General features: G+C 63.7%; 15 protein-coding genes. 7 read left to right on the top strand and 8 right to left on the bottom strand.

Going from position 1 to position 16,418, the window contains the following annotated elements; translation table 11 throughout:
• Nucleotides 1-7: 7 nt before the first annotated feature.
• The 3 genes from ASD67_RS14840 to ASD67_RS14850 all read left to right on the top strand — a co-directional run bounded on the left by ASD67_RS14840 (nt 8) and on the right by ASD67_RS14850 (nt 2,961).
• Nucleotides 8-790 carry an SDR family NAD(P)-dependent oxidoreductase gene (locus ASD67_RS14840; protein WP_056348785.1) on the top strand — a complete coding sequence of 261 codons (783 nt, stop codon included), beginning with the start codon at nt 8-10 and terminating at the stop codon, nt 788-790.
• A 29-nt stretch (nt 791-819) separates the two neighbouring features.
• The gene (locus tag ASD67_RS14845) at nt 820-2,112 is read left to right on the top strand and encodes a spinster family MFS transporter (RefSeq protein WP_162248594.1); all 1,293 of its coding nucleotides are present in this window, start codon (nt 820-822) and stop codon (nt 2,110-2,112) included.
• Between the two features lie 63 nt (nt 2,113-2,175).
• On the top strand, nt 2,176-2,961 hold the full coding sequence (locus tag ASD67_RS14850; RefSeq protein ID WP_082545088.1) for a FadR/GntR family transcriptional regulator: 786 nt from the start codon (nt 2,176-2,178) through the stop codon (nt 2,959-2,961).
• Nucleotides 2,962-2,969: 8 nt separating this feature from the next.
• On the opposite strand, the gene gloA is transcribed toward ASD67_RS14850, so the two are convergent.
• Nucleotides 2,970-3,470, bottom strand: coding sequence for a lactoylglutathione lyase (gene gloA / locus ASD67_RS14855; RefSeq protein ID WP_056348795.1), 501 nt, complete (start codon nt 3,468-3,470; stop codon nt 2,970-2,972).
• Between the two features lie 47 nt (nt 3,471-3,517).
• The gene (locus ASD67_RS14860; RefSeq protein WP_200938039.1) at nt 3,518-4,234 is read right to left on the bottom strand and encodes an SDR family NAD(P)-dependent oxidoreductase; all 717 of its coding nucleotides are present in this window, start codon (nt 4,232-4,234) and stop codon (nt 3,518-3,520) included.
• A gap of 94 nt (nt 4,235-4,328) precedes the next feature.
• Here ASD67_RS14860 and ASD67_RS14865 point away from each other — a divergent pair, with 94 nt between their 5' ends.
• The 3 genes from ASD67_RS14865 to ASD67_RS14875 all read left to right on the top strand — a co-directional run bounded on the left by ASD67_RS14865 (nt 4,329) and on the right by ASD67_RS14875 (nt 6,477).
• Complete coding sequence (locus tag ASD67_RS14865) at nt 4,329-5,603, top strand: aromatic ring-hydroxylating oxygenase subunit alpha (protein WP_268799374.1); 1,275 nt, start codon at nt 4,329-4,331, stop codon at nt 5,601-5,603.
• Nucleotides 5,604-5,606: 3 nt separating this feature from the next.
• A complete protein-coding gene (locus tag ASD67_RS14870) occupies nt 5,607-5,927 on the top strand; it encodes a 2Fe-2S iron-sulfur cluster-binding protein (RefSeq protein WP_056348803.1) in 321 nt (106 codons plus the stop codon).
• Between the two features lie 229 nt (nt 5,928-6,156).
• Entirely contained in the window at nt 6,157-6,477 is a 321-nt protein-coding gene (locus ASD67_RS14875; RefSeq protein WP_056348806.1) for a hypothetical protein, read from the top strand.
• A gap of 127 nt (nt 6,478-6,604) precedes the next feature.
• Here the strand turns inward: ASD67_RS14875 and ASD67_RS14880 are convergent, their stop codons facing one another.
• Together ASD67_RS14880 and guaA are read right to left on the bottom strand one after the other, a co-directional pair.
• Nucleotides 6,605-7,435: a 23S rRNA (adenine(2030)-N(6))-methyltransferase RlmJ gene (locus ASD67_RS14880; RefSeq protein WP_056348809.1), complete on the bottom strand. Its 831-nt coding sequence runs from the start codon at nt 7,433-7,435 to the stop codon at nt 6,605-6,607.
• A 592-nt stretch (nt 7,436-8,027) separates the two neighbouring features.
• Complete coding sequence (gene guaA, locus ASD67_RS14885) at nt 8,028-9,587, bottom strand: glutamine-hydrolyzing GMP synthase (protein WP_056348811.1); 1,560 nt, start codon at nt 9,585-9,587, stop codon at nt 8,028-8,030.
• A gap of 359 nt (nt 9,588-9,946) precedes the next feature.
• On the opposite strand from guaA, the gene ASD67_RS23130 reads away from it, so the two are divergent.
• Nucleotides 9,947-12,433, top strand: a complete 2,487-nt coding sequence (locus ASD67_RS23130) for a TonB-dependent receptor plug domain-containing protein (protein ID WP_056348814.1) — start codon at nt 9,947-9,949, stop codon at nt 12,431-12,433.
• On the opposite strand, the gene ASD67_RS14895 is transcribed toward ASD67_RS23130, so the two are convergent.
• The 4 genes from ASD67_RS14895 to ASD67_RS14910 all read right to left on the bottom strand — a co-directional run bounded on the left by ASD67_RS14895 (nt 12,430) and on the right by ASD67_RS14910 (nt 16,392).
• A complete protein-coding gene (locus ASD67_RS14895; RefSeq protein ID WP_056348817.1) occupies nt 12,430-13,485 on the bottom strand; it encodes a glycosyltransferase family 4 protein in 1,056 nt (351 codons plus the stop codon). The two genes, ASD67_RS23130 and ASD67_RS14895, sit on opposite strands and share 4 nt — an antisense overlap.
• Nucleotides 13,485-14,366: a UDP-2,3-diacylglucosamine diphosphatase gene (locus ASD67_RS14900; protein ID WP_056348819.1), complete on the bottom strand. Its 882-nt coding sequence runs from the start codon at nt 14,364-14,366 to the stop codon at nt 13,485-13,487. Before ASD67_RS14900 ends, ASD67_RS14895 begins: the two co-directional genes overlap by 1 nt.
• 243 nt (nt 14,367-14,609) lie before the next feature.
• Complete coding sequence (locus tag ASD67_RS14905; protein WP_056348821.1) at nt 14,610-16,049, bottom strand: aldehyde dehydrogenase family protein; 1,440 nt, start codon at nt 16,047-16,049, stop codon at nt 14,610-14,612.
• A gap of 49 nt (nt 16,050-16,098) precedes the next feature.
• Nucleotides 16,099-16,392 carry a GIY-YIG nuclease family protein gene (locus ASD67_RS14910; RefSeq protein WP_056348824.1) on the bottom strand — a complete coding sequence of 98 codons (294 nt, stop codon included), beginning with the start codon at nt 16,390-16,392 and terminating at the stop codon, nt 16,099-16,101.
• Nucleotides 16,393-16,418: the final 26 nt, after the last annotated feature.

Raw genomic sequence — 16,418 nt, forward strand, 5'->3', positions numbered from 1 at the left:
AGATTTTATGACACAGGGGTTGTTCGATTTGACCGGCAAGGTCGCGCTGGTGACCGGGGGCAACGGTGGTATCGGTCTCGGCATGGCGAAGGGGTTGGCCATGCACGGCGCGACCGTTGTCATCTGGGGCAACAAGCCCGAAAAGAACGAGCGGGCGGTGCAAGAGCTTCGCGGTTTCGGCGGCGAAGTGCGCTGTGCATCGGTCGATGTCGCCGACGAGGCGGCGGTCGCGGCCGGGATCGCGGCGATCATGGATGAATTCGGCCGGATCGATCAGGCGATCGCCAACGCCGGACTCAGCATCGCCCGAAAGGACATGTTCGACATTTCGCTCGAGGATTTTCGCCGTATCCAGGACGTCAACGTTCACGGCGTCTTTTTCACGCTTCGCGAGGCGGCCCGGCATATGATCGCGCGCGGCGAGACGGGCGAGCGCGGCGGATCGCTGGTTTCGATCGCCTCGACCGCGTCGATGCATGGCGCGGCACGCAACGAACATTATGGCGCGACGAAAGGCGCGGTCGTCTCGCTCACCCGCGCGATGGCGGTCGAGCTCGGACCGCTTGGGATTCGGGCGAATAGCATCCTGCCCGGCTGGACCCGATCGGACATGACCGAGAGGCTGCAGGGCTGGGACAAATTTAACAATAATGTCGTGGCGCGTGCGCCGGTCGGGCGATGGGGGGATGGCGACGATTTCTCGGCGATTGCGGTCTACCTCGCGAGCGATGCCTCGAGTTTTCACACCGGGGATTCGATCGTCGTGGACGGCGGCTACACCGTCTTTTGAAGCCCTGGAAGCAGCGGGAGAGGATCATCTTGGAACGGCCGAACTCAAGCGAATTGCCCACCGCCATGACGGGCGTGCTGCGGCCCTGGACGACACTCCTTCTGCTGACGGCGGTTTTTGTGCTCGCGAACATCGACCGGAATATCCTCGCCATCCTGTTGCCCTCGATCCAGGGCGAATTTGCGCTGGCGGATTGGCAGCTCGGGTTGCTCGGGGGCTTTGCCTTCTCGCTGATGTACGGCATCGGCGGGATTTTCGTGTCCTTTGCGGCCGATCGCAGCAACCGGTCCCGGATCATCGCCATCTCGCTCGCGGTCTGGAGCATGATGACGATGCTGTGCGGCGCGGCGACGTCCTTCGTACAGTTGCTGCTCGTGCGCGCGGGCGTGGGGCTCGGGGAAGCGGGATGCAGTCCGCCGGCGCACAGCCTGATCGCCGATCTTTTTCCCGACGATCGCCGGGCGCTGGCGCTTGGGGTCTATGCCGCCGGCGCTTCGGCTGGCCTGACGCTCTCCTATCTGCTGGGTGCATGGCTTGTACAGGAATATGGCTGGCGCCTCGCTTTTGTTGCGGTGGGCTTGCCGGGCGTTCTCCTGGCGCCGCTCGTTGCCATGGCGGCAAAGGACGTCTTTCGGGCGCGTACAAGGGTTGCGGTATTTTCTTCGGCGCTGCGTGGGGCGTTCACGCGCAACGTCGCGCTGATCTGGAAGGACCGCGTGCTGCGCCATGTCTTCATCGGCGCTTCGCTGGCAGCGGGCGTTTCTGCCTCGACCATTTTGTTCGTGCCGACCTATCTGATGCGGACGCACCAGATGTCGGCGCTGGATGTCGGGCTGGCACTCGGCCTGCTCAGCGGCATCATCGGGTCGAGCGGCATGATCATCGGCGGCTGGGTCGCCGATCGGCTCGGCCGAACCGATCCCGCGCGCCGGCTCTGGGTCGCCGCCGCCGCGAAGGTCATCGCGCTTCCGGCTCTGTTCTTGTTCCTGACCGTCGACGATACGACCACAGCGCTATGGCTTTACGCTTTCCCCGCTCTGGTGGGCGGGATCTGGCTCGGACCAACGTATGCCGCCGTGCAGTCGCAATCACCGCCGGACTCGCGGGCTATGGGCGCCGCCCTCCTTTTGCTCACCTATAATATCATCGGTTTTGGCTGCATGCCGCTGCTGATCGGGGCTGCGAGCGATATCGTTCAACGGGCGAGCGGGCAGGACGGATTGTCTTCGGCCATGCTTCTGCTCGTCCCCTTCTCCCTGTGGTCTGCGCTGCATTTCCTGCTCGGATCGCGCCACATGCGCCGGAACGCGGTACCGCTCTGAGCGCTGCGGCCTTTCCATATGCCGCCGGACTGACTAGCTAGGCGAGATTGGCGGCGGAGACGAATGCAAGGCATGGCAGGGGAGCGAGCGAAGGACAAACGGGGGGATGCGCGCCCGCGCGGTGGTACGGCGTTGCACTTGGCGCGTGATATAGCCCAGGAAATCTACGATAGCGGCATGAAGCCCGGAGACCGCTACCGGTCCGAGGCCGAGGCGCTGGCCCTCCACGGCGTATCGCGCGGGGCGTTGCGCGAGGCGCTGCGTTTCCTCCAGATCCAAGGCGTAATCAAGATAAAGTCCGGGCCAGGGGGCGGAACCTATGTCGGCAAGCCGAACTGGGAGGAGCTTGCTTCGACTCTGGCGCTTGTTCTCCAGTTTTCGGGTGCCACGGTCGACTCGCTCATGATTGCGCGCGCGGCGATGGAGCCGGGGATGATCGCGCTTGCGGCGCGCAACGCCACGGCCGACGACTGCGATCGGATGGCGCAGGCGATCACCGACATGGACGCGGCGGTCGGTGATTATCCGACTTATTACCGTGCCTATTCGCGCTTCTGGAACGCCGTCGCCGATGCGACGCGTAATCCGCTGATCGAGATGCTGGCGCCAGCCCTGCGACGTTTGACCCGGTCGGGCGGAATGGTCCCTGCGGAGCCCTTTCGGGTTCTCGCCCTCCAGCGCGCGCGCAAGGTCTTCGATGCGGTTCGCGCGCGCGATGCCGAAGAGGCGCGCCGGGCGATGAGTGGCCTTGTCGACGGCTATCTGGCGGACATGCGCCAGCTGTTTCCGAGCGAAGTCGCGCGGACCGTTTCCTTCGCCGATTTCGATCCTGATCTCGACCCGCTCTAGGACGGCGCTCAGGTCAGGAAGTCGGTCATGCGCGGCGAAGAGAGGATTTCGATCCAATAGCCATCGGGATCGGAAACGAAGGCGATCCCCTTCATTTTGCCGTCATCCGGGCGCTTCACGAAGGTTGCACCCAGCCGTTCGAAGCGCTGGCATGCTTCATGGACGTCGGGCACGCTGATTCCGATATGGCCGAACCCCCGCGGTTCGCTGTTGCCATTATGGTAGGGCGTAGCGATTTCCTTCTCGCTTCCCCAGTTATGCGTCAGCTCGAGCGTCGTTTCGCGATCGAATATGAAGCGCGCCCGCGCGGCTGGGTCCGATGGAATGATCTCGCCTTCACCGAGATAGGCAAGGAAGTAGAGCGAGAATTGCATGTCCTCGAAATCGAGCCGCTGGAGGAGCGTCATGCCCAGTATGTCGCGATAGAAACGCAGGGAATCTTCGGGATCTCGCACACGAAGCATCGTCTGGTTCAACGCATATCCGGCTGTTTCGGATGAGGCGGTCATGCAAGAAAATCCTTGTCGGAGGGGAAGGGGAGGCGTGAGGCAGGTGATTAGGCGTCGGCCGTGCCGGCGACCAGCACTTCATATTCGCCCGCCGTGTCGGGCTCGAGCGCGAGCTTTATCGCCGCGTCCGCTACCTCGGCTGCGGTGAGGATCGAACGGTCACGGAGGCGCTCGGCAAGCCAGTCTGCCGTCTGGCCACCAGGCCCCGTCTTCCGGAGGAAGGGCGTATCGACAATGCCCGGACAAAGCGCGTTGACCCGGACGCCATGGGTGACCGCAAGCTCGGCGCAGCAGCGGGTAAACATGATCACGCCGGCCTTGCTCGCGGCATAGACGGCGCCGGTCGCATAGGGATTGAGGCCGCTGACCGACGCGATGTTGACGATCGAGCCGCCGGGTGAGCGCATCAACGGCAGCGCCGCCTGGACGCTGAGAATCGTGCCTGCGAGGTTGAGATCGATGATGGTGTGGATTCGCGCTGCAGGCGTGTCGGGCCAAGCCGGCGTGCCGGCGGGTATGCCGGCACAATTGAACAGGAGATCGATGACAATCTGGTCGTCGGCGAGCGAGGCAAAGGCCGAGGCGATGGCGTCGGCGCATGTAAGATCCGCCGTGATCAGCATGGTTTCCGCACCCGAGGCAAGGCTCGCTGTCTCTTTCATGCCATCGACATCGACGTCGATCAGGACCAGCCTTTCAGCTTCTCGCAAAGCCAGTGCGATGGCGATGTGCCGGCCGATACCCGATGCGGCGCCGGTAATCACGGCAGTCTTCATCCTCTTGCCCTCCATCCGATCTTCTTATATCTATGATACTAGATAAGAGGATGAAAAAGGAAAGTCCAATATGACCGGAGAGATGATTCTTGCCGAAAATAAAGGGGTTTTGGACGCAGATGGATTTTCGACGTCGCGAATCTCGCCTCATAGATTCACTGGTCGTGATGTGCTTTCCGCCGAGTTCGAAAAGGTCTTCTCGAAGGTCTGGCTCCTGGCGTGTCCTGTTGCGGACGTCGCAAGGCCCGGCGATGCGTTTCCGATTATGATCGGCAAGGAGCCGGTGGTGGTCGTGCACGGCGACGATGGCGCGATCCGCGCCTTCTACAATGTCTGCCAGCATCGCGGGCGCCAGATCGTCACCGAGCGCCGCAACATCCGCTCGCTCTATTGCTGGTTCCATGGCTTCGAGTGGAACCTCGACGGTTCGTTGCGCAACATCCCCGATAAGGAGAGCTTCCAGGGCTATACCGACGAGAAGGATGTCGCCCTGCCGCCGATCCGCTGTCAGGTCTGGCAGAATCTCGTCTGGATCAATCTCGATCCCAATGCCGGTAGCCTCGAGGAATTTCTGGGTGAGGCGGGACGCCAGCTCGCCGGGTATGGGCTCGATACCTATAATTTCGTCGGCGAGCAGATCGTTGAATGGGACTGCAACTGGAAGATTGCCGCGGATGCATTCCAGGAGGGCTACCACGGCCCGGTGACGCACCCGCAGCTGCAATTCTATCTGGAAGACGCGGAGGATATGCCGATCGATCTTTATGGTCTCCACAGCCGCGGCCTCTATCATATGGGCGCGCCTTGTTCGCGCCTGCCCGAGGAGCAGCGACGCAAGGCACAGCCGGGGCTGAAGGCGATGGCGGCTGCCGCTGGGGTCGATGCTGATGAATATGAGGGGCGGCTCGACGACATGCGGCTGGCTATGCAGCGCGGCATGCGGGCTAAGCTGACGGAAGCGGGCTATGACGTCGCGGCGCTGTCGGACGATCAGATGACCGACGATTTCCACTATTTCATCTTTCCCAATATCACGATCAACACATTCGCCGAGCGCTTCTCGATATTTCGCTACATGCCGCATGCCGACGATCCTGGGCGAGCGACTTTCTGGGTCCAGCAGTTCGAACGTCCGGCAGAGCCGGGGATGATCGTGGAGCGGCCCAAGACGGTACACGGGCGCGGACTCGACTATAAGTTCGAGAATGAGGTCTATAACCAGGACGCGCGCAACATCCCCTGGCTTCAGAAGGGCGTCAATTCCAAGGGGTTCAAAGGAATGCTCTTCAACCGGCAGGAGCGCCGGTTGCGCCATTTCTACGACAGCCTCGATCAATATCTCGCGGCCGAAGACTGAGGCATGGTGAGAGTCATTTTTGTCGAGCCCGATGGAACCGAGCGCAATGTCGAGGCGGAGGTCGGCCATTCACTGATGGAAGCGGCGCTACGGCATGGCATCGATGCGATCCGGGCTGATTGCGGCGGGGGTTGTTCCTGTGCGACCTGCCATGTCCATGTGGACCCCGCATGGCGTAACCGTCTGCCATCATTGGGCGAGACCGAAGATCTGATGCTCGAATTCGTCGAAGGTCGAGACGAACACAGCCGCCTCTCTTGCCAGATCGATGTCTCTGCCGAATTGGACGGTCTAACCGTCAAGCTTTCAGAGGAGCAACGATGATGTGCTCCCAGTCTTCGGATAGTGATAAAACTTGCGTCGAAATCTCGAAATCTCAGCTCGCAGCGTGCACTGCGCGTTCGCTAATCGAGGTAATCGGCATGATTGCAGGCGGTCTGCAATCATGCCAATCGTCGCCGCGGAGCGGCTGTCTTGGCCGCTAGACGGTCCGGTAGCCGATCTCTGATGTGAACCGACTGGAGCGCCGCGCTTAACATGCTATGGGCATCCCATGCTTCACATGCACGGCCGCGGCGGCACCGTCCAAATCGATGGTGCCAAATATGACTGGGAACTCCTGAGCGAGCCCCAACTGTCCTCTTCCGAAGGCTGGAAGGGCATGACGGTCGCCTTGCGCCAGAGAGATATGCCCCGCGAAGCCGTGCTGGAATTTCCGACGCCAAAGCGACTGTTGAAAGGATTGCCGAAAGGGCGTTCGCACATCAACGACGCGATAGCCTCGCGAGGGGTGCGAGCGGCATTGTCGGCAGGATGGGACCCGGCGTCTCGTGGCAAGCCGACGGTCTTCATGGTTGATGCCGAGGGCCACTAAGCGCAATCGTCTGGCGCACTGGCATTCGGCGCGAAAACCGCGTTTCAAATTCAGCGTGAGCAAATCTGTTTAAAATCTGAAGCGCCCCAATTCCTCCTTTGGGAGAAGGGGAAGATGAGGGTTAATTTTAATCGCCCAACCAATCGCTTGTAATCTCGCCCCTATGCCCCTCGGGCGCCAGCGCGGTGCGCAGGGCTTCCAGCAGAGGCGGCAGCGCCTGCGTGAAGGCATAGGGCGGGTTGATGATAAAGAGGCCCGCGCCGTTATAGATGTCGGGCCGATCGCGATCGTACAACCAATGCTCCACCACCAGAAACTTCGGGATGCCGAGGTTGCGCAACTGCTGCTTCCAACGCACATGCGTGGCGCGGTCTTTCAGCGGATACCAGATCACCGTCACGCCATGCGCCCACTTGCGGTGGGCGGCGGCGAGGGTGGCGGTGATACGGGCGCGTTCATCGGTCTGCTCGTACGGCGGGTCGACCACCACGACGCCGCGCGCGGTGCGGGGCGGCAGCATCGCCAGCCAAAGCTCATAGGCGTCGCGCTGATGCACGGCGGCGGATGTGTCGCGCATCGCGCCGCGCAGGGCATAGGCGTCTTCGGGATGTTTCTCGTTCAGGATCAGAAAGTCCTGCGGGCGCAGAAGCCGCGCCAGAAATCGCGGCGATCCGGGATAGAGGCGCGGCTCGCCCCCGGCATTCACCGCCTGTACGGCGGCGCGATAGTCGTCGAGCAAGGGGTTCGGGTCGGCAAAGGCCCGCACCACGCCCTGTGTGGCCTCGCCGGTGCGCCTCGCCTCCTCGCCGCCAAGGTCGTACAGCCCGCAACCGGCATGGGTGTCGATCAGGGTCAGCGCGCTCTCTTTGAGCTGCAATGCCCGCACGAGGGCGATCAGCAGGCTGTGCTTTACGACATCGGCGCTATTGCCGGCATGGAAGCTATGGCGATAATTCATTGTAATTCAAAATCCTGGCGATCTGCCTTCATCGAACGGCTGGGCGCGGAAGCCGAGCGCGAGGCGAGGGAAGCAACCAATCCGGTGCCCGTATAGCGTCGGGCGGAAACCTTCAAAGCATTCTGCACAAGGCCTCAAGCCCGCGTTAGCGATCGTCACCAGAGGTGGAGGCGCCGGGCTCCGGGCCGCATGCAAAGGTTCGATCATCGGGGAGCCGGATGCGATTGGCATTGCCGCGAAGCGCCCGGTCGCCTGATGTCGGCCGAACATTCATATAACAGCGCATGATCAGAATTGCGGCGCTTCGACGTCCGCGTCTGTCAGGAGCGGATCTGCACCCGCTCAATGTCGAATGACCTGGATCGGAGCGTGTCGCCAAAGCAGCCTGGAAGGTCGTGCGAAGGTGGCGCCCGCACCCAAAATCCCTCGAAGCAGAACTTCGCCGGTCAAACCGACAAGTAACTCAAAGTCCCGAAGCTGGCTCCCGTTCGTTTTGTCGGCGCCGATTATATTTGAGATCGGGCCAGGGTAACTCAGATGAGCAATCGACGTGCTGGTACCGATTGTAGTCGATCGGTATCGATTGTTATCGTCACTCCCACTCGATCGTCCCCGGCGGCTTCGACGTGTAATCATACACCACGCGGTTGATGCCCTGCACCTCGTTGATGATGCGCGTCGCGCAGCGCGACAGGAAGGCGGCTTCGAACGGGTAGATGTCGGCGGTCATGCCGTCGGTCGAGGTTACCGCCCGCAGCGCGCAAACCTGGTCGTAGGTTCGGTAATCGCCCATCACCCCGACGGTGCGGACGGGGAGCAGCACCGCGAACGCCTGCCAGATTTCGTCATAGAGACCCGCGTTTCGGATTTCCTCAAGATAGATCGCGTCGGCCTTGCGCAAAATGTCGCAGCTGGGCTTGGTGACTTCGCCGGGGATGCGGATCGCGAGGCCGGGGCCGGGGAAGGGGTGGCGGCCGACGAAGATGTCGGGCAGCCCGAGTTCCTTGCCGAGCAGGCGCACCTCGTCCTTGAACAATTCGCGCAAGGGTTCGACCAGCGCCATCTTCATGCGGTCGGGCAGGCCGCCGACATTGTGGTGGCTCTTGATCGTGACGCTCGGCCCGCCGGTGAACGACACCGATTCGATGACATCGGGGTACAAAGTGCCCTGCGCGAGGAAATCGGCGCCGCCCAGCTTCTGCGCTTCCTCGTCGAAGACATCGATGAAGGTCTTGCCGATGAACTTGCGCTTCGCCTCGGGGTCCGAAACGCCGGCGAGCCCCGCCATGAAGCGCTCTTCGGCATCGACGACGACCAGCGGGATATTATAATGGTCGCGGAACAATCGCTCGACCTGCTCGCGTTCGTTGAGGCGCAGAAGGCCGTGATCGACGAAGACGCAGGTAAGCTGTTCGCCGATCGCTTCGTGGAGCAGCACCGCGGCGACCGCGCTGTCGACCCCGCCCGACAGGCCGCAGAGTACGCGCTGGTCGCCGACTTGGGCGCGGATGTCGGCGATCTTGTTGGTGCGGAACTCTGCCATCGTCCAGTCGCCGGCGAGGCCGCAGATCTTGTGGACGAAGTTCGACAGCAGTTTCGCGCCATCGGGGGTGTGGGCCACCTCGGGATGGAACATCGTCGTGTAATAGCGCTTCGCCTCGTTGACGCAGATTGCGAAGGGGGCGTTGGGCGAGGTGCCGACGATTTCGAACCCGTCGGGCGCCTCGGTGACGCGGTCGCCGTGGCTCATCCACACCGGATATTTCTGGCCGACCTCCCAGAAGCCGTCGAACAGCGGGCTGGCTTTCAGGATTTCGACGTCGGCGCGGCCGAATTCGGCGGCGTGCCCGCCCTCGACCGTGCCGCCGAGCTGGACGCACAGCGTCTGCTGACCATAGCAGATCGCGAGGATCGGCAGGCCGCTGTCGAGAATGGCCTGCGGCGCGCGCGGGCTGCCCTCGTCGGTGACCGACGCGGGTCCGCCCGACAGGATCACGCCCCGCGGCTGCATCCGCGCGAAGGCCTCGGCGGCGCTGTTGAACGGGACGATCTCGCTATAGACCCCGGCCTCGCGCACGCGGCGCGCGATGAGCTGGGTCACTTGGCTACCGAAGTCGACGATCAGGATGGATTCGGGAGGTTGTATGGACATGGCGCCACCTAAGGATGGACCCCGGCGCTGTCCAGTATTTCTAGGCCTCGACCATGGTTCCCGATCTTCGGCCGGTGCGCGATAGGGCTGGCAGCGGTCGATGAAGGCGGCAAATTGAGCGACCGGGCGCCGCGCATCGGGATAGAAAAGGGGCGTCCCGAAGGGCCGCCCCTTTTCCGTTCGAGCATGGGACTGCTGTCGGGCGGCGCCTAACCGCCGTTCGTGGAACTTTTGTTGCACTGCCATATTGTTGCGACAAACGCCGCCTAGCTGAACGGCCGGGGCAACTGGACGTCAGGGCGGGTTCAGCCTGCTTCGCTAAAGAAAACAAAGACAAAAGAAAAAGGCTCGTCTCTCCCATGCCAAAATTCTCCTCCTCGCTGTCGGTCAAGGCCGCCCTGCTCGCGGCGGGGGCTTCGTTCGCCTGCCCGGCGATGGCCGAAGCCGTCGACAGTCCGATCGCGGTCGCCGTGACGACCACCGTCGTGGCCGACCAGCCCGCCGACGGTGCCGCCGCCAATCCGCAGGACAGCAACGACGACGGCTATGAGGACGAAATCGTCGTCACCGCGCCGCGGCTCGTCGGTCAGCTCGACACCGATTTTACCGCCGAGGCCGAACTCGATGAGGCGGCGATCGCCAGCTATGGCGTGTCGAACGTCGAGGAACTGCTGACCGCACTCGCGCCCCAGACGCGTTCGGGCCGCGGGCGCGGCAGCGGGCGGCCGATCATCCTCGTCAACGGGCGCCGCATCGGCGGTTTCGGCGAAGTGCGCAACCTGCCCCCCGAAGCGATCGCCAAGGTCGAAGTGTTCCCCGAAGAGGTCGCGCTGCAATATGGCTATGCGGCCGACGAACGCGTCGTCAACCTCGTGCTCAAGCCCAATTTCCGGCAAGTCGCGGTCGAGGCCGAGGGCGGCATTCCGACGCAGGGCGGACGCTTCCAAAGCGAAATCGAACCGAGCTTCTTGATGATCGGCGCGAATGGCCGCTTCAACCTGAACACCGGGTGGGAGCATCAGACGATGCTGCGCGAGAGCGAGCGTAACCTCGACTATGCTTCAGACGCGGACGGCCAGGCATTGGCTGCCGGCGCCCCGGCGCGCAGCCTGCTCGGGGCGAGCGACACCTACAAGATCGACGGTACGATCCAGCGCAGCCTCAACAAGCTGACCGACGCCTCGCTCAACGTCCGTTTCGACCAGACCGACAGCCTGTCGCTGATCGGCCCCGGCGTCGGCGGCGTCACCGACCCGCTGACGCGCGACAGCCGCAGCCGCAACCTGTCGACGACCGCCAGCATCAACGGCATGCTCGGCAACTGGCGCTGGTCGGCGGCCGCCAATTATGCCGACGCCGATTCGCTGATCTTCACCGATCGCATCAGCGGCGCGCGCGACCGGTTCGACAGCAGCCAGCAAAGTTTCGGCGGCACCGCCAATATCTCGGGCGGGTTGGGCGACGGCTGGGCCGGACCGATCCGTCTGTCGGCGACCGCGAATTATGCGGGACTGCGCTTCGACAGCCGGTCGCAAACGGCGTTGGCGATTACGACGACCGATCTCGCGCGCGACCTGCCGGGCGTCCTCGGCTCGCTGACCATCCCGCTGCTCGACCCCGAATATGGCGCGGGCAATATCGGCCGCGTGTCGCTGACGCTCAGCGGGCAATATCAGGATCCGAGCGATTTCGCGGCGCTCAAGAGCTGGGGCGCGAACCTCAATTGGGGGATCACCGACAATCTTTCGCTCGTCGCGAGCTTCAACAATGACGAGGCGGCGCCCGGCATCCAGCAACTCGGCGCCGCGCCGCTGGTGACCCCGGGGGTTACCTATTATGATTTTTCGACCGGCCAGACGGTTCAGATCACGACGACCACGGGCGGCAACCCCTTCCTGCTCGCCGAGCAGCGCCGCGACCTTAAGCTGGGCTTGAACTGGTCGCCGCCGATGCTCGAGGGGCTGAACTTCTCGGTCAATTACAACAAGAACAAAAGCTATGACACCGCGAACAGCTTCCCGCTGCTGACACCCGAGATCGAGGCGGCCTTTCCCGACCGGGTGACGCGCGATGCCGATGGCGTGCTGATCGCGCTCGACCAGCGGCCGGTCAATTTCGACCGCACCGAAAATTCGCAGATTCGCTGGGGCTTCAACTTCGGCAAGAGTTTCGGCCAGCAACAGCAGGGTGGACCCGGCGCCGGCGGCCCCGGTGGCGCGCGGGCCGAAGGCGCGGGCGGACGCCCGCCCGGCGGCGAACGCGGACCCGGCGCACAGCGCGGTCCGGGCGGCCCCGGTGGTGGTGGTCCGCGCGCAGGCGGCGGCGGTCGCGGTCCTGGCGGCCCCGGCGGCATGCTCGGCGGCCCGCAGGGCGGGCGCTGGCAGGTCTCGCTCTATCACACGGTCAAACTGACCGACACGATCTTCATCCGCCCGGGCGTGCCCGAACTCGACCTGCTCGACGGCTCGGCGACGGGCAGCGGTGGCGGCAGCAACCGACACCTCGTCGAACTCGACGGCGGCGTGTTCAACAAGGGGCTCGGGGTGCGGCTGAGCGCGAAGTACGACAGCGGCAGCACCGTGACCGGCGGCACCGCAGGCGACCTCGATTTCGGCGACCTCGCGACCTTCAACCTGCGCGTCTTCATGGATTTGGGCCAGAAGCCGAAGCTGATCGAGAAGATGCCGTTCCTCAAGGGTTCGCGCCTGCGCTTCGCGGTCGACAATATCTTCGACGCGCAGCGCAAGATCACCGACGGCAACGGCATCGTGCCGCTCAACTACCAGCCGGGCTATATCGATCCGCTCGGCCGTTATATCGAGCTGGAGTGGCGCAAGACCTTTTAGGCGGAGAGGATCGTCGTGCCGAGCACGGCGCCTTCGGGCGCCATTTCGGCGGGCACGAAGGTGAGGGCCTTGGCGAACTGCGCGGTGCAGGCGGGCCAGTTGTAACGCGCGCCGAGCGCTGCCGCGTCGCCGCGGTCGCATCGCAGCGCGGCGGCGATGGCCTGGCCCAGATCCGCGTCGAGAGCGCCCGCGCCGCCCGTCACGATGTCGCCCGGACCGGGGACGGGATAAGCGGCGACCGGCGTGCCCGCGCTCAGCGCCTCGATGATCACCAGGCCGAAGGTGTCGGTCCGGCTCGGAAAGACGAAGACGTCGGCGCCGGCATAGATCGAAGCGAGTGCCTCGCCGGTTTGCTTGCCGAGGAAGAGGGCGCCCGGATAACGCGCCTTGAGTTCGGCGAGCGCCGGGCCGTCGCCGACGATCACCTTGGTGCCTGGCTGGGCGGTATCGAGGAACGCCTCGATATTCTTTTCGACCGCGACGCGGCCGACACAGAGCTGGATCGGGCGCGGCAGTCCCGTGAGCGCGGAATGGGCGGCGCGGTCGGGACGGAACAGGTCATGGTCGACCCCGCGTTCCCACAGCATCGTCTGGGTCAGGCCCTGGTCGGCGAGTTCGCGGGCGAGGCTGCGCGTCGCGACCATGATGTGGCGCGCCGGGCGGTGGAACCAGCGGATGAAGCGCCACACGAAGGCGGGCGACAGCGGCAGTCGTGCCGCGACATATTCGGGAAAGCGGGTGTGATAGGCGGTGGTGAAGGGGAATTTGTTGCGGATGCACCAGCGCCGCGCCGCCATCCCGAGCGGGCCCTCGGTCGAGATATGGATCGCCTGCGGGGCAAAGGCGCGGATATGCCGCCCGACCTTGCGCCAGCCGGCGAAGGCAAGGCGGATTTCGGGATAAGAGGGGCAGGGGATCGAGCGAAACAGGTCGGGCGAAACGATGCCGACCTCGTGCCCCGTGCGCCGCAATTCGCCGATCGTCGCCTGCAAGGTGCGGACGACGCCGTTGATCTGCGGCTCCCACGCGTCGCTGACGATCAGGATCCGCATCAGGCCGCCCGTGCCGGGGCGGGCAGCGCCAGCGGGGTCGGCGCGGCGCGCGCGGCGACTTCCTCGGCCCAGTGGAGGATTTCCATGCGTCCGTCGTGATGCTCGACCAGCGCGGTGCAGCCTTCGACCCAGTCGCCGTCGTTATAATAGTCGACGCCCTCGATCTCGCGCATCTCGGCGCTGTGGATATGGCCGCACACGACGCCATCGACCCCGCGCGAGCGGGCGGCGTGGGCGACGACTTCCTCGTACCGCCCGATGAACTGGACGGCGTTCTTGACCTTGTGCTTGGCAACCATCGACAGCGACCAATAGGGCAGGCCAAGTTTACTGCGGATGCGGTTGACCACCACATTGCACTTCATCAGCGCGGTGTAGGCGGCGTCGCCGACGAAGGCGAGCCAGCGGTGCGCGAGCATCACCGCGTCGAAATCGTCGCCATGGACGACGAGCAGTTTCTTTCCGTCGGCGGTTTCGTGGATCGCCTCGCGGCGGATCTCGACCCCGCCGAAATCGAAACCGTCGAACGGCTTTATCATCTCGTCATGATTGCCGGGGACATAGACGACGCGGGTGCCGCGCTTGGCGCGCTTGAGCACGCGCCACACCACGTCATTATGCTCGGGCGGCCAGAAATGGCGCTTCTTCAATCGCCAGCCGTCGATGATGTCGCCGACGAGGTAGAGCGTGTCGCAATCGACATGGTCGAAGAAGTCGATGAGCATCGCGGCGTTGCAGCCGCGGGTGCCGAGGTGGATGTCGCTGACCCACACCGTCCGGTAGCTCCGCCGTTCGCCAATGACCCGTTCGGGAATATGCGGGTCGGTGGTGAAGGGGTCGGGGAAACGGGCGGGGATCGGCAGGGTCGAAATCGATGCCATGTCATGCTCCGTGGGCAGCCTTAGCTGTCCACGGCCTAGACAGGAGTTTTGTTACACGGCGGGAATCGAAGCCGCGACAGTTTGGAGAAAGTTTGGCGGCGGTTGTGTGACGGCCCTGAGGGTTTCAATCTTCGTCATTGCGAGGAGTCCCGGACTTGATCCGTGGCGACGCGGCAATCCAGAGTAGGCGCAAACCGCCCTGGATTGCTTCGCTCCGCTCGCAATGAGGAGATTTATTGCGGGCTAGACCCGCCGGATCACCAAATTCCGGATTTCGCTCATATCCTCGATCGCGAAACGCACGCCCTCACGGCCCAGCCCGCTGTCCTTCACACCGCCATAGGGCATGTTGTCGACGCGGTAGCTCGACACATCGTTGACGACGATGCCGCCGACGTCGAGATGATCCCAGGCCTCGAGCACCTTGTGCAGGTCGCTGGTGAACAGCCCGGCCTGGAGCCCGAACTTGCTGTCGTTGACTTCGGCGAGGGCGTCCTCCCACTTCGAGAATTTCGAAAGCATGACGACGGGGCCGAAAGCTTCCTCGACCACCACATCGGCGTCGCGCGGCACATTCTCCAGCAAGGCCGCTTCGAGCATATTGCCTTCGCAACCGCCGCCCGCGAGCAGGGTCGCGCCTGCGGCGACCGCGGCGTCGATCCAGCCTTTCAGCCGCTGCGCTTCCTTGACCGAGATCATCGGGCCGATGAAGGTGTCGTGGAGCTTCGGATCGCCCGATTTCAGCGTCTTGACCTTTGCGGCGAGCATGTCGCGGAAACGATCGTAGATATCCTCATGGATGATCACGCGCTGGACGTGGATGCAGCTTTGCCCCGACTGGTAATAGCCGCCGAAGATGATCCGTGCGAGCGCATGGTCGAGGTCGGCGTCCTTGTCGACGACCACCGCGGCGTTGCCGCCGAGTTCGAGCACGACCTTCTTCTTGCCCGCCTTGGCCTTCAAATCCCAGCCGACACCGGGCGAGCCGGTGAAGCTGAGCAATTTCAGCCGCTCGTCGGTGGTGAACAAATCGGCCCCCGCACGGCTCGCGGGCAGGATGCTGAACGCGCCCTCGGGCAGGATATCGCATTCGGCAAGCACTTCGCCCATGATGATCGCGCCCAACGGCGTCATCGACGCGGGTTTCATCACGAACGGACAGCCGATCGCGATCGCCGGGGCGATCTTGTGCGCGGCGAGGTTGAGCGGAAAGTTGAACGGAGAAATGAAGCTGCACGGGCCGATCGGCACGCGCTTCCACATCCCCATATAGCCCTTGGCGCGCGCCGAAATGTCGAGCGGCTGGATCTCGCCATAGTTGCGTACCGCTTCCTCTGCGGCGATGCGAAAGGTATCGATCAGGCGGCTGACCTCGCCCTCGGCGTCGGCGATCGGCTTGCCCGCCTCGACGCACAGCGCATAGGCGAGTTCGTCGAACCGCTCCTGAAAGCGCCCGACGCAATGGGTGAGCACATCGCGCTTCTCGAAACTCGCGAGCCGCGCCATCGGCTCGGCGGCGCGCACGGCACCGGCGATCGCCTCGTTGATCACGTCGGGGGTCGCGAGCGCGGTGCGGAACGCAACTTCGCCGGTATATTTGTCGATGACCTCGAGGTCGGTGTTCGGCTGCACCGCCTTGTTGTTGAGGTAGAGCGGGTAGACGTCTTTCAACTTCACAATCATTCTCCAACCATGTCATCCCCGCGAAAGCGGGGACCCAGGGGCGCCAAGCTCAGCCGTTGAGCCGATCATAGAGATCGAGCCATTGCGGATTGCCTCGTTCGATCAATTCCAGTTTCCACGCGCGGCGCCACTTCTTCACGGCCTTTTCGCGCGCGATCGCCTCGTTCACATCGGCGAAGGCTTCGGCATGCACCAGCTGATGCACGCCATAATGCCTCGTGAAGCTCGCCCCCTGGCCGTTCCTATGCTGCCAGCATCGTTGCACCAGATCGCCGGTCACGCCCGTGTAGAGAGTGCCGTTGCGCTCGCTCGCGAGGATATAGACGTGATAGGTCTGTTCCATTTCGCTCCTGGGTCCCCGCGTTCGCG

It is taken from the genome of Sphingopyxis sp. Root1497, assembly GCF_001427085.1.
In the GTDB taxonomy this organism is placed as follows: domain Bacteria; phylum Pseudomonadota; class Alphaproteobacteria; order Sphingomonadales; family Sphingomonadaceae; genus Sphingopyxis.

Excerpts from the sequence above, each read along its gene's own strand:
- ASD67_RS14900 (WP_056348819.1), bottom strand. The coding sequence starts at position 14,366 with ATGGCATCGATTTCGACCCTGCCGATCCCCGCCCGTTTCCCCGACCCC.
- gloA (WP_056348795.1), bottom strand. The coding sequence starts at position 3,470 with ATGACCGCCTCATCCGAAACAGCCGGATATGCGTTGAACCAGACGATG.
- ASD67_RS14910 (WP_056348824.1), bottom strand. The coding sequence starts at position 16,392 with ATGGAACAGACCTATCACGTCTATATCCTCGCGAGCGAGCGCAACGGC.
- ASD67_RS14840 (WP_056348785.1), top strand. The coding sequence starts at position 8 with ATGACACAGGGGTTGTTCGATTTGACCGGCAAGGTCGCGCTGGTGACC.
- ASD67_RS14850 (WP_082545088.1), top strand. The coding sequence starts at position 2,176 with ATGCAAGGCATGGCAGGGGAGCGAGCGAAGGACAAACGGGGGGATGCG.
- ASD67_RS14865 (WP_268799374.1), top strand. The coding sequence starts at position 4,329 with ATGATTCTTGCCGAAAATAAAGGGGTTTTGGACGCAGATGGATTTTCG.
- ASD67_RS14880 (WP_056348809.1), bottom strand. The coding sequence starts at position 7,435 with ATGAATTATCGCCATAGCTTCCATGCCGGCAATAGCGCCGATGTCGTA.
- ASD67_RS14870 (WP_056348803.1), top strand. The coding sequence starts at position 5,607 with ATGGTGAGAGTCATTTTTGTCGAGCCCGATGGAACCGAGCGCAATGTC.
- guaA (WP_056348811.1), bottom strand. The coding sequence starts at position 9,587 with ATGTCCATACAACCTCCCGAATCCATCCTGATCGTCGACTTCGGTAGC.
- ASD67_RS23130 (WP_056348814.1), top strand. The coding sequence starts at position 9,947 with ATGCCAAAATTCTCCTCCTCGCTGTCGGTCAAGGCCGCCCTGCTCGCG.
- ASD67_RS14905 (WP_056348821.1), bottom strand. The coding sequence starts at position 16,049 with ATGATTGTGAAGTTGAAAGACGTCTACCCGCTCTACCTCAACAACAAG.
- ASD67_RS14875 (WP_056348806.1), top strand. The coding sequence starts at position 6,157 with ATGCTTCACATGCACGGCCGCGGCGGCACCGTCCAAATCGATGGTGCC.
- ASD67_RS14895 (WP_056348817.1), bottom strand. The coding sequence starts at position 13,485 with ATGCGGATCCTGATCGTCAGCGACGCGTGGGAGCCGCAGATCAACGGC.